General features: G+C 29.9%; 14 protein-coding genes and 1 other annotated feature. All 14 genes read left to right on the top strand.

What is annotated here, in order from left to right; genetic code table 11:
• Nucleotides 1–3 precede the first annotated feature (3 nt).
• The 14 genes from rplT (at nucleotide 4) to F594_RS0102160 (ending at nucleotide 15,191) form a co-directional block, all read left to right on the top strand.
• Nucleotides 4–354 (top strand): 50S ribosomal protein L20, encoded by a 351-nt coding sequence (rplT, locus tag F594_RS0102225; RefSeq protein ID WP_009345268.1) that lies wholly within the window; start codon nucleotides 4–6, stop codon nucleotides 352–354.
• Between the two features lie 98 nt (nucleotides 355–452).
• Nucleotides 453–938 (top strand): DUF4342 domain-containing protein, encoded by a 486-nt coding sequence (locus F594_RS0102220; RefSeq protein ID WP_009344873.1) that lies wholly within the window; start codon nucleotides 453–455, stop codon nucleotides 936–938.
• 33 nt (nucleotides 939–971) lie between these two features.
• A complete protein-coding gene (locus tag F594_RS0102215; RefSeq protein WP_019034385.1) occupies nucleotides 972–1,715 on the top strand; it encodes a TrmH family RNA methyltransferase in 744 nt (247 codons plus the stop codon).
• Entirely contained in the window at nucleotides 1,712–2,401 is a 690-nt protein-coding gene (locus tag F594_RS0102210) for a DUF6873 family GME fold protein (protein ID WP_019034384.1), read from the top strand. Before F594_RS0102215 ends, F594_RS0102210 begins: the two co-directional genes overlap by 4 nt.
• Nucleotides 2,402–2,664: 263 nt before the next feature.
• Complete coding sequence (gene thrS, locus F594_RS0102205) at nucleotides 2,665–4,575, top strand: threonine--tRNA ligase (RefSeq protein WP_019034383.1); 1,911 nt, start codon at nucleotides 2,665–2,667, stop codon at nucleotides 4,573–4,575.
• A gap of 59 nt (nucleotides 4,576–4,634) precedes the next feature.
• The gene (locus F594_RS0102200; protein ID WP_019034382.1) at nucleotides 4,635–5,540 is read left to right on the top strand and encodes a hypothetical protein; all 906 of its coding nucleotides are present in this window, start codon (nucleotides 4,635–4,637) and stop codon (nucleotides 5,538–5,540) included.
• A 376-nt stretch (nucleotides 5,541–5,916) separates the two neighbouring features.
• Nucleotides 5,917–6,921, top strand: coding sequence for a methionine ABC transporter ATP-binding protein (locus tag F594_RS0102195; protein WP_019034381.1), 1,005 nt, complete (start codon nucleotides 5,917–5,919; stop codon nucleotides 6,919–6,921).
• Nucleotides 6,922–7,575 (top strand): methionine ABC transporter permease, encoded by a 654-nt coding sequence (locus F594_RS0102190; protein ID WP_004824769.1) that lies wholly within the window; start codon nucleotides 6,922–6,924, stop codon nucleotides 7,573–7,575. It begins immediately after the preceding gene.
• A gap of 41 nt (nucleotides 7,576–7,616) precedes the next feature.
• A complete protein-coding gene (locus F594_RS0102185; RefSeq protein ID WP_019034380.1) occupies nucleotides 7,617–8,516 on the top strand; it encodes a MetQ/NlpA family ABC transporter substrate-binding protein in 900 nt (299 codons plus the stop codon).
• Nucleotides 8,517–8,662: 146 nt separating this feature from the next.
• Nucleotides 8,663–8,893, top strand: a binding site (T-box leader).
• A 138-nt stretch (nucleotides 8,894–9,031) separates the two neighbouring features.
• Complete coding sequence (gene brnQ, locus F594_RS0102180; protein WP_026302285.1) at nucleotides 9,032–10,375, top strand: branched-chain amino acid transport system II carrier protein; 1,344 nt, start codon at nucleotides 9,032–9,034, stop codon at nucleotides 10,373–10,375.
• A gap of 171 nt (nucleotides 10,376–10,546) precedes the next feature.
• Nucleotides 10,547–10,771 (top strand): hypothetical protein, encoded by a 225-nt coding sequence (locus F594_RS0102175; RefSeq protein ID WP_019034378.1) that lies wholly within the window; start codon nucleotides 10,547–10,549, stop codon nucleotides 10,769–10,771.
• A 104-nt stretch (nucleotides 10,772–10,875) separates the two neighbouring features.
• On the top strand, nucleotides 10,876–12,417 hold the full coding sequence (locus F594_RS0102170; RefSeq protein WP_019034377.1) for an NAD(P)/FAD-dependent oxidoreductase: 1,542 nt from the start codon (nucleotides 10,876–10,878) through the stop codon (nucleotides 12,415–12,417).
• Between the two features lies 1 nt (nucleotide 12,418).
• On the top strand, nucleotides 12,419–12,883 hold the full coding sequence (locus F594_RS0102165) for a tRNA (cytidine(34)-2'-O)-methyltransferase (protein WP_019034376.1): 465 nt from the start codon (nucleotides 12,419–12,421) through the stop codon (nucleotides 12,881–12,883).
• Nucleotides 12,884–12,893: 10 nt separating this feature from the next.
• Complete coding sequence (locus F594_RS0102160) at nucleotides 12,894–15,191, top strand: ATP-dependent DNA helicase (protein ID WP_019034375.1); 2,298 nt, start codon at nucleotides 12,894–12,896, stop codon at nucleotides 15,189–15,191.
• Nucleotides 15,192–15,240: the final 49 nt, after the last annotated feature.

Here is a 15,240-nt window from a genome sequence, read left to right as displayed (position 1 = left end):
AAGATGGCTAGAGTAAAAAGAGCAGTAAATGCTAAAAAAAGACATAAAAATATATTAAAACAAGCTAAGGGTTATTTCGGAGCTAAATCTAAATTATTTAGACCAGCTAACCAAGCTGTAATGAAATCTTTAAGCTATGCTTATATTGGTAGAAAACAAAGAAAAAGAGATTTCAGAAAACTATGGATTACAAGAATCAATGCAGCTACAAGACTTCATGGAATGAGCTATTCTAAATTTATTTCAGGTCTTAAGAAAGCTGGAGTGAATATCAATAGAAAAATGCTTTCTGAAATGGCAATAAACGATCCACAAGGTTTTAAAGAACTTGTAGATATAGCTAAGGCTGAATAATGAGCGGATTTTTCCGCTTATTTTTTTTAATTAAACTTTAACAATTCCTTTAGATTTTAATAATATTTATTGGGTAAAATAATAACAGAGGTGATAAGATGATTAATCTTGAAAAAATTGACTATGTAATTAATACTACTGGAGCAGGTTATGAGTTAGTTAGAGAGGCTCTTTTAAATTCTGATGGAGATGTTGATAGGGCTATTGGATATATTGAAGCAAAAAAATTTAAGGTAAGTCAAAATAAAAAAGACGAAAGAATTGAAGCTGAAGCTGAAGTTATTGAAGAAAATGAATCTAAAAAAGATATTTTTGGAGGAGTAACAGACACCCTTGATGAAATTATCCAAGGAATTAAGGAAATTTGGAGAAAGGGTAACGCTTCAAGACTTATTGTAGAAAAGGATAATGAAACAGTATTATCTTTGTCATTAACAGCTTCTACTTTTGGAGCTATTATTGCACCTATCGCTTCAATTTTAGGTCTAACAGTTGCTTACATTACTGACTATGATTTTAAAATTATCATGGCAGACGGCAAGATAATTGATGTTCGTGAATATATCAAAAATAAGAGTAAATAATTTATAAGGGTGGATTTTCCTCCCTTATTACATATGGAAAAAATGTTCATACAATCAAAAGATAACAAATATTATAAATACTTAAAAAAATTTTTACAAAAAAAATATCGCTATGAGGAAAATTTATTTTTAGTGGAAGGTCCTATAGTATTTAAAGAAGCCATAAAATATATGGCTCCTTCTTATATTGCTATAAGAGATGATAAAGAAGAGCAATATAAAGACCTTTTAGGAGATAGGGATTATTTTATTTTTCCAAGTCACCTATTTAATAAAATTTCCGACTCACAAAGTCCACAGGGTATAATTTCTTATTTTCCCATGGTTCATAAAAAATTCCAAGAAAAAAGTGGTAAATTCTTATATTTAGATAAAATATCTGATGCTGGGAATATGGGTACTATAATAAGAACAGCAGATGCCTTTAATCTTTCGGGGGTTATTATTTCTGAAGATTCTTGTGATATATATAATCCCAAAACAATAAGAGCTACAATGGCATCTATTTTTAGAGTTCCTATATATTTTTTAAAGGAAGATGAACTGATTAAAAATAATTTTAAAATAATAGTATCAGCCTTAGAGGATTCAAAGCCTATCAAAGAGTGCGATTTAAGTGGAGATTTGATTTTAGTAATTGGAAACGAGGCCCATGGAGTTAGTCAAAAAATTCTAGAAAGGGCAAATTTAAAAGTTAAAATTCCCATTAGAGATAGTGTAGATTCTTTAAATGCTGGTGTAGCAGCAGGGATTTTTGCCTACGAGATGAGCAAATGAAATATATAATTGTAGATAAAAATATGCCTGATTACATGGTAGATAAACTTAAAGTTTTCCCCTATGAGATTGTAAAAACAATTGAAAATAAAAATATGCCCAAGGGAATTAATACTCATCCAGATATGCTTATTTATGGTCTTGAAAATGGGGATATTATTGTAGATAGGGATAATTATAAGTATTATAAGGATATATTTACCGATAGAAAAGTTATAAAAACTGATAAAAGTTTAGGATATTTATATAAAGACCATGTTGGCTTAAACGGTTTTTATTACAAGGGTTACTTTATTGGGAATTTGAAATTTATAGATAAAAATATTTTAAATTTTTATCAAGAAAATAAAGTAAGCCTTATTGATGTTAGACAAGCTTACACCAAGTGCAATACCCTAGTAACTGATAATTTTCTTGTAAGTTCTGATATGTCTATTTATAAGGCTTGCAAGGATATTTTTGAGTTTATAAAAATTAACCACAAAGAGATAAAACTTAATGGTTTTAACTATGGATTTATTGGGGGTTGCAGTGGTTATATTGATAATAAATTAATATTAACAGGTGATATTAGCCTTCATTCAAGTGGGCAAGAAATAATTGATGCTTGCAGGAGATATAATATTGAAATCATAAACTTATCCGAAAATATGCTTGAAGATTTTGGCTCCATATTATTTGTTTAGAAATAGACTTTTTATCTGACTTGTCTTTTTTTATTATTTGTGATAGAATTTTTTTAACGATGAAGAGAAAATTAGAATAAATAAGGTCTTTAGAGAGAGCTTGTTGGTGGGAAGGCTTGATTTTTATTTATTTGAAAACTAACTTGGAGTTCTGTAGCAAACTACAGCGTAAGATGCGTTAAATCTTTTGAGTTTAATTAAGGTGGAACCACGGTCTATCGTCCTTTGGATGATAGGCCTTTTTTATATTAAAAGGAGGAAGTATGTTTATAACATTACCCGATGGGGAAAAGAAAGAATTTGAAAAAGGTATAAGTGTAGGAGAAGTTACAAAATCTATTTCTGAAGGTCTTTACAGGGATAGCGTTGGTGCAAAAGTTAATGATAAAGTTTTGGGAAATGCTGATAAGATTAATGAAGATTCAACATTTAAAGTTTTGAAACTTGATGATTTGGAAGGTCAAAAAATTCTTTGGCATTCAGCTAGTCATTTAATGGCATATGCTATTGAAACTTTATATCCCAATACAAAATTTGCAATTGGACCAGCCATTGACAGTGGTTTTTATTATGATATGGACTTAGACCACAGATTTGTTGAAGAAGATTTTCAAGCAATTGAAAAGAAAATGATTGAACTTGCAAGAGAAGATTTGAAAATTGTAAGAGTTGATATTACAAGAGATGCCGCCATAAAATATTTCAAAGAAAAAGGTCAAGACTATAAGGTAGAACTCATAGAAGATTTAGCTGAAGATGAACCTATTACCCTATATCAAATGGGAGAATTTACGGATCTTTGCAGGGGACCTCATCTTGAATCCACTAAAAAGATAAAAGCAGTAAAACTTTTATCTATAGCCGGTGCATATTGGAGAGGAGATTCCAATAACAAGATGCTTCAAAGAATTTATGGGATTGCTTTTGATAAAAAGAAAAAATTAGACGAATATATAGAAAAACGTGAAGAAGCGGAAAAAAGAGATCACAGAAAGCTTGGACGTGAACTTGATTTATTCTCTATGCACGAAGAAGGACCAGGATTTCCTTTCTTCCATCCAAATGGCATGATTATAAGAAATAATTTATTGAGCTGGTGGAAGAATGTTTTACAAGAAAGAGGATACGGAGAAATATTAACTCCCGTAATCTTGAATGAAGATTTGTGGCACAGATCTGGACACTGGGATCACTATAAAGAAAATATGTATTTTACAGAAATTGATGAAGAAGGTTACGCAGTTAAACCCATGAACTGCCCAGGCTCAACATTAATTTATTCAACAACTCCACATTCTTATAGAGATTTACCTTTAAGATATGCAGAATTTGGTCTAGTTCACAGACACGAATTATCAGGAGCTTTACACGGTCTATTTAGAGTAAGATCCTTCACACAAGATGATGCTCACATATATTGCTTGCCAAATCAAATAAAATCAGAAGTATTTGAAATAATTGATTTAGCTAATCTTTTATATGATACTTTCGGTTTTAAATACTCTGTAGAACTTTCTACAAGACCTGATGATTATATGGGAGATTTAGAATCTTGGAATGAAGCAGAAAAAGCTTTAAAAGAAGCTCTTGAAGAAAAAGGTATGCCTTATACAATAAATGAAGGCGATGGAGCATTTTATGGACCAAAGATTGACTACCATTTAGAAGATGCAATAGGAAGAACATGGCAATGCGGAACAATTCAACTTGACTTCCAATTACCACAAAATTTCGAATTAACATATGTAGCTGAAGACGGATCAAAGAAAAGACCTGTAATGCTTCACAGAGCTTTATTTGGCTCCGTTGAAAGATTTATGGGAATTTTAATCGAACACTTTGCAGGTAAATTCCCACTATGGTTAAGCCCAGTTCAAGTAGAAATTATTCCTGTATCTGAAAAATTTAAGCCTTATGCTGGAGAAGTTTTTGATCAACTTAAAAAAGCCGGCATAAGAGTTAAGATTGATGAAAGAGCTGAAAAAGTCGGTTACAAGATAAGAGAAGCTCAACTTAAAAAAGTAAATTATATGCTTGTAATTGGAGAAAAGGAAACAGCAAGCCACAAACTTTCAGTAAGAAAGAGAAGTGGAGAAGAAGTTAAAGACGTTGATGTTTCTAAATTTATAGAAGATCTTAAAGAAGAAATTAAAACAAAAGCTATTGTGCTTTAATATGAATTTTAAGCTGGACTTTTATAAAAGTTCAGCTTTTTTTTTAAAAAAGGTCAAGCATGAAAAATAAAATATTTATATTTATAGGAATTCTAATAATAATCTTCTCCATATTATTTATTAAGACAGATTTTTTTAAGAACAAATCTATTCCTGAAGCTTATAACATTGATAAAAAAGTCTATTTGGAAAAGAAGGATAGTAAATATTTTTACAAGGACCTTGTCTTAAATAAAGATCAGTCAATTCTTTTGACATCAGAGGGAGAAAAATTTTCCTTTGGCAAGGACAAAGAAATAATTTTAAAAATTCATGGTTATCCTTTAAGAAAAAGAGAATCTTATGAAAATAAAAAAGAAAAAGATTTATTAATAAATTTTTCAAAAAAAGAAAATTTTCGCGAGGAGAAAAAACCGGAGGGAGAATTTTATATTGATTCACAAACAATAAAGTCTGCCCCGCAAGGAGAATTCTTTATAGTCCTTACAAATCTTCATGAAAATTATTATTTAGAAAATCTTTTTCTTGAAATTGTAAATAAGGGAGAATATCCGAATGCATCCAAAATTTCATTTAAAGATGGAAAAACTTTTGAATTTATAGACCTTGATGTTTTTAAATATGATGGTAATTTAAAGTCTTATCCTATAGAAATGGAAAGTAAAGATTTACAAAAAATCTCAGAAGCTTTAGAAGGTGGAGAGCTTTTGGGAGAAGATCAAATATACGCCCTAGCTCCTGAAGATGGATCTTATGATTTAATTTTTTATGGGAAAAAAGGCAATTCATATCTTCATGTTTTTGACCCAAAACCTAATTCGGACGGTTTTTACTATTATGAATTTATAAACGAGGAAGACGGAAGGGCTTATTCTTTAAAACTCAAAAAAAATTTATTTAATATAATTAAAGATTTGGTTTTTGAAAAATATAAAATTATTAATAATTTAGACTTGCAAAAATAAAAATGATACTGTATAATAACAAAATATTAAAAAAGTTTTACATCTGATGAAAAATATTTAAAAAAGTTGTTGACAAATTATTTTTTGTAGTGTAGAATAAATTTATATTGATAAACTTGATAAAGAGAAGAGTAGTTAAGTGTTTGGGATTAAAGAGAGCTTCGTTTTGGTGAAAGAAGATAAACAAAACTTAATGAACATGGCCTCTTTGAAGGAAGGTTCGATAATTAGAGCCTGACGGGAACTCCCGTTATAGAGTCAGGGTATGATTGTACCTAGTGAGTTTATATGCGTGAGCATATATTAAATAAAGGTGGTAACACGAGCTTTCGTCCTTTTAGGATGGAAGCTCTTTTTTTATTCATGGAGGAAAAAAATGATAGAGGTAAAAAATTTAGTAAAGGCCTTCCAGGTAGATGGAAAAGAATTTAAAGCTCTTGATGATGTTTCTTTCAAAGTGAATGATGGGGAGATTTTTGGAGTGATTGGACTTTCTGGTGCTGGAAAGTCAACTCTTGTAAGATGTATCAATAGACTTGAAGAACCAGACTCTGGACAAATTATTATTGATGGTATAAAAATCTTATCACTTTCACCTGAAGAGCTTCGTAAAGAAAGAAAAGATATAGGAATGATTTTTCAATCTTTTAATCTTTTTATGCAAAAGACTGTTTATGATAATATTGCTTATCCTTTGGAGATATCTGATGTTAATAAAGATGAAATTGAAAAAAGAGTTAATGAATTGCTAAAGTTTATTGATTTGGAGGATAAGAAAAATGCTTATCCCTCTGAACTTTCAGGAGGGCAAAAGCAAAGAGTTGCAATAGCAAGAGCCATAGCAACAAATCCAAGGATATTATTATCTGATGAAGGGACTTCTGCTCTTGATCCGGCAAATACTCAAGCTATTTTAAATCTTTTGAAAAAAATTGTTAAAGAATATAAGACAACAATTATTATGATTACTCATCAAATGGAAGTTGCAAAAGATATTTGCGATAGAATCGCTGTTATGGAAAGTGGAAAGATAATTGAAGAAAATGCTACTAAGGAACTTTTCAGAAATCCAAAAACTAAGATAACAAAATCTTTCATCAAAAACTTAAAAGATGAGGTGGAAGAAGAAGTTATTAATGCTGAAGATTTCAAGGGTGATGTTTATAGAATAACTTATGCAAACAATAATTATGACAAACCCATACTTTCAATTTGTATGAAGAAGTTTGATGTTTTTATAAATATTCTTTCAGGAAATATTAACAAATTGAATGTAGATAGCGTAGGATATTTGACAGTTGAGATTCAAGGTTCAAAAGAAGAAAGAAAAAAAGCTCTTGATTTTCTCGTTGAAAACCAAGTCAATGTGGAGGTGCTATAGATGGATAGATTAATTTCAATAATTGGCCCAGCAATTCCTCAAACTTTAATAATGGTTTTTGCTTCAACTTTTATAGCTATAGTTTTGGGTTTACCTCTTGGAGTTATATTAACAATTACGAGAAAAGATGGACTTTGCCAAAATTTAAAGATTTATTCTGTACTAGATAAAATAATAAATATATTGAGGTCATTTCCTTTTATTATCCTTGTTATTGTGGTATTTCCACTATCTAGGATTTTAGTTGGAAAGGCTTATGGTACAGCAGCAATGATTATACCACTTTCAATCTCAGCAGCACCTTTTGTTGCAAGACTTATGGAAGGATATTTCAATCAAATTGATAAAGGGATAATTGAAGCGGCAAAATCTGTTGGCTCAACAAATATGCAAATAATAACAAGGGTTTTAATTCCTGAAGCAATGCCAATGATTGTAAATGGAATAACAATGACATTAATTAATGTTGTTGGTTATTCTGCAATGGCTGGAGCAATTGGAGGCGGAGGCCTTGGAGATATAGCTATTAGATATGGCTATCAAATGAGAGATGAAGTAATTTTATGGTCAACAGTAGTTTTAATAATTTTAATTGTACAAATTGTGCAAGTAATAGGTAATAGAATAGAAAAGAAAATTGATAGAAGATTTTAATTTAAAATTAAAATAAATAAAAAATTTTAGGAGGAAAGAAAATGAAGAATTTAAAAATTTTAGGAGTAGCAGCATTGTCACTAACACTTTTATTATCAGCTTGTGGCAAAAATGATGCAAAAACAGAAGAAAAAGCAAATGGGGCAAATGCAACAAACCAAGCTGAACAAACAGCTGATGGTCAAAAGAAAGATTTAGTGCCAATTTCTGAAGACAACAAGATTGTTATTGGAGTTTCAGCAACACCACATGGAGAAATAGTTGATGCTTTACAAGATAAGTTCAAAGAAGCTGGACTAGATGTAAAAACTGTAGTATTTGATGATTATATTCAACCAAACTTACAATTATCATCAGGAGATATTAACGCAAATTATTTCCAACACGAACCTTATTTAGATGAATTTGTAAAGGATAGAAAAATTGATAATATAACAACATTAGGATTTGTTCACTTAGAACCAATGGCTTTATATTCAGCAAAATATAAGTCAATAAGTGAAATACCAGATGGTTCTGATATAATACTTCCTAACGACCCAACAAATGGAGCAAGAGCATTAATATTACTTGAAGATGCAGGACTAATTAAAATTAAAGACAGGACAAATTTAAACACAACTGAAAAAGATATTACAGAAAATCCACATAATTTTAAGTTTACAGCCGTTGAAGCTCCAAGTGTTGCTCAAGTTTATAAGGATGCAGGAGCAGGAGTTATTAATTCTAATTTTGCCCTAACAGCAGGATTAAAACCAACAAGTGATTCACTTTTCCTTGAATCAAAAGATTCACCTTATGCTAACTTAGTAGCTATCAGAAAAGAAGATACAAATAAAGAAAAATTCCAAAAATTTATAGAAATCTTACAATCAGAAGATGCTAAGAAATTTATTGATGAAAAGTATCAAGGTGCTATTATCCAAGTTAAAAACAAGTAAAATAATTTTTGCTAATCAGAAAATACTAAAATATTATGGGACAGTCCTTAAGGACAGTCCCAATTTTTTTTTTTTTATTTTAAAAAAATTATTGACAAAGTTAATTTATTTTAGTACTATCTAATAAATCAAATTTAACTTTTATGATAAAAATTAAGAAAAAAAGAGTAGTTTTATGAAAGATTTTAGAGAGTAGGCGTTTGGTGAAAGCCTATATCGGAAGTAAGATGAAAATCATTTTTCTATATTGCAAGTCTGAAATTATAGTAAGATTTGTCGCTTTGGTAGGCGTTACAAAAACCCGGCATTGATAGATGCTTGAGAGCTTATTTTTATATAAGAATAAAAGGTGGTAACGCGGAATTTTCGTCCTTTGTCTAATTAAAGACAAAGGACTTTTTTTATTTTGGAAAAGTAGTTTCCTAAAACCCACTTGAATCAAGCTAAGTGATAGAGTGGGTTCATATTTATCAAAATTAAATTTGAAAAATAAAAAAAGAGGAGATAATTTCATTATGAAAAAATTAACAAGAAGTCAATTTGTACAAGTAAGTATAATGTTATTTGGACTATTTTTTGGGGCTGGAAACTTAATATTTCCGCCACTTTTGGGAAATCAGGCAGGTAGTGCTACTTTTCTTGCACTTTTATCTTTTTCAATAACAGCAGTAGTATTTCCTGTTATAGGAGCAATAGTTGTTGGTAAGACTGATGGTCTTTCTAATTTAGCACAAAGAGTTGGTCCAAAATTTTCTTTAGTTTTTACAACTGCAATATATCTTTCAATAGGACCTGGACTTGGAATACCAAGAGCAGGAAGTGTACCTTTTGAAATGGCAATAGCTCCTTTATTGCCACAAAGTTTTAATATGAATTTAGCAAGATTAGTATATACTTTTGTTTTCTTTGCTGTAGCTTTATGGGTATGCTTAAAACCCAATAAACTTGTAAAAAGAGTTGGAAAATATTTAACTCCAGCATTACTTTTAATGATACTTTTTATGTTTGTCAGATTAATGTTTTTAGATAAAAATGTTGCAGCTCCAGTTGGAGATTATGGAAAATCACCTGTTCTTAAAGGATTTTTATCAGGTTATGACACAATGGATGCCGTTGCTGCACTAAATTTTGGTTTTGTTATAGCTTTAGCAATAAGAAGATTTGGTGTTACTGATAAAAAAGAAGTTACAAAATATACAATAAAAGCGGGAGTTTTTGCTGGTTTGGTATTATTTGTAGTTTATGCAATGCTTTCATCCATAGGAATGAATTCATCAGTATTATTAGCAGGTGCAGAAAATGGTGCTGAAATCTTAACGAAAACTTGCCAATATGCCTTTGGTAATTTTGGATTTTTCCTTCTTGCAGCAATATTTACCCTAGCTTGTTTAACAACTTGTGTCGGCTTAATATCAAGTGGTGGAGAATATTTTGCTACATTATTTAAAGAAAAATTATCATACAGAACTTGGGTCTATATATGGACTTTCTTTTCTTTCGTGGTAGCAAACTTTGGTTTAAATAATCTTCTGGCTTTTTCTGTACCAGTTTTAACTTTGATATATCCAGTAGCTTTAGTATTAATAGTTATGGGAGCTAGTCATGATTTTGTAAGATATGGAAAATTCTCCTATCTAACTGCTGCATTCTTTTCAGTAGGTCTACCTTTTGTACAAATGTTGAGAACTACTTTTTCAGTTTCTCTACCAGTCTTAACTGAATTAGAAAATAATCTACCCTTTGCAGAATCAGGGCTTTCTTGGTTAGTACCAACTTTTGTAGGAGTATTGGTAGTATCATTATTAGAAAAAGTTTTTCTTGCTAATAAAACATACGGACAAGTTAAAGAAAGAGCATAAAATATTATGGTGGTATTTAGAATTTATTCTCAGATACCACTTTTTTATATTTTATTTTTATTATTAATTCATTCAATCATTCTTATAATGCTATATGAAATTTTTTATTAACATATTGGTTTTAAAACTTGAGTGTGATATAATTATTGTAAATTTGGGAGGTTACATAAAATGTATAAGAAATCCTTAGTTTCTATTTTTATTATATTCTTATTAGTAGCAGGTTTTTATTTTAATAATTATCATGATAAGAAAGTTACAAAAACCCAATATGAAAAGATGACAGGTAGAGAAATTTCAAAAGAAGAATGGGAAGAAATTACAAAAGATGGTCAAGTTGAGATCATTGGTGGAGCCGATGGACCTACGAGTATATATGTTAAAAATTCTAAATAATAGATATAAAAAAATAATTAATGCTGGTATTTTACTGGCATTTTTTTAATTATTTAAAACTTTAAAAATTTTTATATATGAATTACAATATTAATGGTGATAATTTGATTATATTGAGAAATATCAAGCTTCCTTTTGATGCTTCAAAAGAAGATTTATTTAAGAAAGTAAAAAATTTAATAAAAAAAGATGATTTTTCTTATTCTATCTATAAGAGGTCTTTGGATGCAAGAGATGGAATTTTTTATGTTTATCAAGTTCTTGTGGATACAGATGTGAGTCCGCAAATTTTTAATAAACTTAAAAATAATATTAGCTATTATAATGAAGAAAAATTAATTTTAAATAATAAAAATAAGGTCAAATCTGCTCTTGTTGTGGGAGCTGGTCCTGCAGGTTTATTTTGTGCCTATACTCTTTTAAAGGCAGGTGTAGAGGTAAAAATTATTGAGCGTGGGGATGATATTGATACAAGAATGGAAAAAATAAAAAATTTAATGGAAAACTCCATTCTTGATGAAAATTCAAATATTTCTTTTGGAGAGGGTGGAGCTGGAACTTTTTCTGATGGGAAGTTGACTTCTCGTTCTAAGGACAAGAGGTCAAGAAAAATATTTGAAATTTTAGTTGACCATGGTGCTCCATCAGATATTTTATATGACGCTATGCCCCATATTGGTACTGATGTTTTAAGAAATGTCATAAAAAATATTAGGAAATCTATACTTAAAATGGGTGGAGAATTTTATTTCAGAACTAAATTTATTGACTTGAAATTTGAGGATGGAAAAGTTAAGTCTTTAATTACAGATAAGGGAGAATTTGAAGCTTGCCAATATATTTTAGCCTTGGGGAACTCTTCTCGTGATACTTTTAGCTTTTTAAATAAGTATATATCTCTTGAGGCTAAGCCTTTTGCCCTTGGTTTTAGGATAGAGCATTTGCAAAGTGATATTAATTTTTCCCAATATAAAATTAAAAATGAAAGTTTACCTCAAGCCTCTTATGCTTTAACTTATTCAAAAAAAGAAAATCCGCACAGTGCATATACTTTTTGCATGTGCCCTGGCGGTTATGTTGTGCCATCGTCAACGGAAAAAAATAGGCTATGTGTTAATGGAATGAGTGAGCATAAAAGAAATGGTATAAATGCAAATTCTGCCTTAGTTTGCACTGTTTCGCCTGATTTTTATGGCAATTCACCCCTTGGGGGTATTGATTTTCAAAGAAAGATCGAAGAAAGGGCTTTTATTTTGGGTGGAGGCAAATATTTTGCACCAGTTCAAAAAGTTTGTGATTTTTTAGCCGACAAAGAAAGCACAAGTCTAGGTAAAATAATACCTACCTATAAACCTGGATATAAATTAACAAGTTTAAATGATATTTATTCGCCATCTATTAATAAGGTTCTAAAAGAGGCAATTTTATCTATGGATAAAAAATTACATGGTTTTGCAAATAATGATGCAATTTTAACAGGAGTTGAAACAAGAACTTCATCACCTGTAAGGATTTTAAGAAAAGATTACCACACATTAGAATATAATAATTTAAGACCTATTGGTGAAGGTGCAGGCTTTGCTGGTGGCATAGTTTCATCTGCTCTTGATGGTCTTAAATGTGCAATAGAAATTTTGGAGGGTTAATATGTTAAATATTTGTTTTTATGAACCGGAAATTCCTTTTAATACAGGAGCAATAGCAAGAACATGTGGATTAACAAATACAAGGCTTCATCTGATAAAGCCGCTTGGTTTTGAAATTGATGATAAGCATGTAAAAAGAGCAGGGCTTGATTATTGGCATCTAGTTGATATTAGTATTTATGACTCCTATGATGATTTATTGAAGAGATTTCCAAATTCAAGATTTTACCTTGCCACTACAAAAGCTGGTAAGCTTTATACTGATGTTAAATATAAAGATGAAGATGTTATTGTTTTCGGACCGGAAACTAGGGGTTTACCTGAAGATTTAATTTTTTCTAATTACGATGATGCTATTAAGATTCCTATGTTGAAAAATTATGGTAGGAGTTTAAATCTTTCAAATTCTGCTAACATAATTTTATTTGAAGCTTTAAGGCAAAATAATTTTTTTGATTTAATTTAATCAAATTTTTATGAAAGAACTTAGAATTTCTGTCAGAAATTTAATAGAGTTTGTCAAAAGATCAGGAGATATTGATAGGGGATTTTATTCAAACTCTAGAGCAATGGCAGGTATTTATGCTCATCAAAAACTTCAAGCATTATACTCTTCTTCATACAAAAAAGAAGTTTTTCTTTCTACAAGCATTAGTATTTCTGATTTTAATTTGACTGTGGAAGGAAGGGCTGATGGAATTGGTTATGAAGAGAAAACTTGCCTATATGTAATTGATGAAATAAAATCTACGAGTCGTGATTTAGATGAGCTTGATTATGATTCTAATATTTTGCATTGGGCACAGGCAAAAACTTATGCTTATATATATGCTAAAAATAAGAATTTAGATAGGATAAATGTAAGGTTGAGCTATTTTCATCTTCCAACTTCTCAAATAAAAAAAATTGACCATGAATTTTCTTTTGAAGAATTATCAGATTTTTTTAATGAGCTTATAGTTAGCTATTTAGAATTTTCAAAAAGACTGACAGAATGGAAAGAAATCAGAAATGAATCTATAAAAACTTGCAGATTTCCCTTTAAAAATTATAGGGCAGGTCAAAGAGAGATGGCTGTTGCTGTTTATAATACTATTAGTAATAAAAATAAACTATTTGTTCAAGCACCCACTGGTATTGGCAAATCTATGTCAGTTATTTTTCCATCAATCAAGGCAATAGGAGAGGATAAGTTAGATAAAATTTTTTATCTTGTTTCACGCTCTACAGGAAAGATTACTGCTCAAGATTCTTTGTTCAAATTGATGGATAGGGGTTTAAGAATCAAATACCTAACATTAACTGCCAAAGAAAAAATTTGCATTAATGATGAAGTCAAGTGCAATCCAAAAGACTGCCCCTTTGCTAAGGGACATTTTGACAGGGTCAATGATGCCATTATAGATATTTTTGATTCTGTAGATGAATTTAAAAGATCTAATATAGAAAAATATTCAAGACTGCATCTTGTTTGTCCCTTTGAATTTCAACTTGATTTAGCTAATTTTTCCGATTTTATTATTGGTGATTACAATTATGCCTTTGATCCAATAGTCTATTTGAAAAGATTTTTTGAAGGCTCCTTGGAGTCATATGTATTTTTAGTTGATGAGGCTCATAACCTTGTTGATAGGGCTAGGGAAATGTATTCGGCTGAATTTAAATTAAATGATTTAATGCTTTTAGATGAATATTTGCCAAAGTCTTTAAAGATTAATAGGGCTAATAATTTGAAGGCGATAAGTGAATTTAATCTTTTGGCAAAGACTAGATTTTTTTCTTATCAAGCCTTTGCAAATTTAAATGAAGCCTTGGAAAAACTTATGTATTCCTTAAATGATTACCTTATAAAATATAAGGAAGATGAGCATTATGATGAAATTTTAAATATTTATTTTAATCTTTTCTCTTATAATAAAATTTATCAGTATTATAACAAAGACTTTGTTTCACTTAAGGAAGAAAACACAATAAAAATTTTGTGCCTTGATAGCGGAGATATTTTTAAAGATATTTTAAAAAATGCAAGGGCGAGTGTATTTTTTTCTGCAACCTTGGAGCCTTTAAAATATTATGGAAATCTTTTAGGTGCAGATGAAAACACCTATTATTATAAAATTAAATCACCCTTCGATACCAATAAACTATTGGTTTTGAGAGATAAAAAAATTTTAACCACATATAAGTATAGAAAAAATTTTGTTGCTGATATAGTGAGGCTATTAAAATTATTCACAGAAAAAAAGGGAAATTACATTTTCTTCTTCCCATCTTATGCCTATATGGAGATGGTTTATGAAGAGTATAAAAAAATTGACGAGAAAGTAATAATTCAAAGTAGACGAATGACCGAAACAGATAGGTCAGAATTTCTTTTAAAATTTAAATTTCAAGAGGATTTGCGAGCTTTTGCAGTAATGGGAGGAGCCTTTAGTGAGGGCATAGATTTACTTGGTAAAAGACTTATAGGAGTTGCTATAATTAGTGTAGGCATACCTCAAATATCTTTTGAAAGAAATATATTAAAAAATCATTTCCAAAAAAAGCTGAAAAAGGGTTACGATTATGCCTATATCTATCCCGGTATGGTAAAGGTGAATCAGTCTGGTGGAAGAGTTATCAGAAGTGAAGATGATAAGGGAGTAGTTCTACTGATAGATAAGAGATTTTCCATAGAGCCATACTCAAAATTGCTTCCCAGCCATTGGATAGTTGAAGATTTTTATAGTGATAAAGATATTAAAAAAAGATTAGGTGAATTTTGGGAAGAATAATACATCAAATTCATTCGTTTTAAATTTTCTATATAATTTTTACCAGTAA

The organism is Peptoniphilus lacrimalis DSM 7455 (assembly GCF_000378725.1).
GTDB lineage: Bacteria > Bacillota > Clostridia > Tissierellales > Peptoniphilaceae > Peptoniphilus_A > Peptoniphilus_A lacrimalis.
The sequence above is the reverse complement of the archived record's forward strand: the minus strand, read 5'-3'. Positions and strand labels throughout refer to the sequence as shown.

Bases quoted from the DNA above. Each gene is read 5' to 3' on its own strand.
- rplT (WP_009345268.1), top strand. From the start codon at position 4: ATGGCTAGAGTAAAAAGAGCAGTAAATGCTAAAAAAAGACATAAAAAT.
- F594_RS0102200 (WP_019034382.1), top strand. From the start codon at position 4,635: ATGAAAAATAAAATATTTATATTTATAGGAATTCTAATAATAATCTTC.
- thrS (WP_019034383.1), top strand. From the start codon at position 2,665: ATGTTTATAACATTACCCGATGGGGAAAAGAAAGAATTTGAAAAAGGT.
- F594_RS0102175 (WP_019034378.1), top strand. From the start codon at position 10,547: ATGTATAAGAAATCCTTAGTTTCTATTTTTATTATATTCTTATTAGTA.
- F594_RS0102185 (WP_019034380.1), top strand. From the start codon at position 7,617: ATGAAGAATTTAAAAATTTTAGGAGTAGCAGCATTGTCACTAACACTT.
- F594_RS0102210 (WP_019034384.1), top strand. From the start codon at position 1,712: ATGAAATATATAATTGTAGATAAAAATATGCCTGATTACATGGTAGAT.
- F594_RS0102160 (WP_019034375.1), top strand. From the start codon at position 12,894: ATGAAAGAACTTAGAATTTCTGTCAGAAATTTAATAGAGTTTGTCAAA.
- F594_RS0102195 (WP_019034381.1), top strand. From the start codon at position 5,917: ATGATAGAGGTAAAAAATTTAGTAAAGGCCTTCCAGGTAGATGGAAAA.
- brnQ (WP_026302285.1), top strand. From the start codon at position 9,032: ATGAAAAAATTAACAAGAAGTCAATTTGTACAAGTAAGTATAATGTTA.
- F594_RS0102190 (WP_004824769.1), top strand. From the start codon at position 6,922: ATGGATAGATTAATTTCAATAATTGGCCCAGCAATTCCTCAAACTTTA.
- F594_RS0102215 (WP_019034385.1), top strand. From the start codon at position 972: ATGGAAAAAATGTTCATACAATCAAAAGATAACAAATATTATAAATAC.
- F594_RS0102220 (WP_009344873.1), top strand. From the start codon at position 453: ATGATTAATCTTGAAAAAATTGACTATGTAATTAATACTACTGGAGCA.
- F594_RS0102165 (WP_019034376.1), top strand. From the start codon at position 12,419: ATGTTAAATATTTGTTTTTATGAACCGGAAATTCCTTTTAATACAGGA.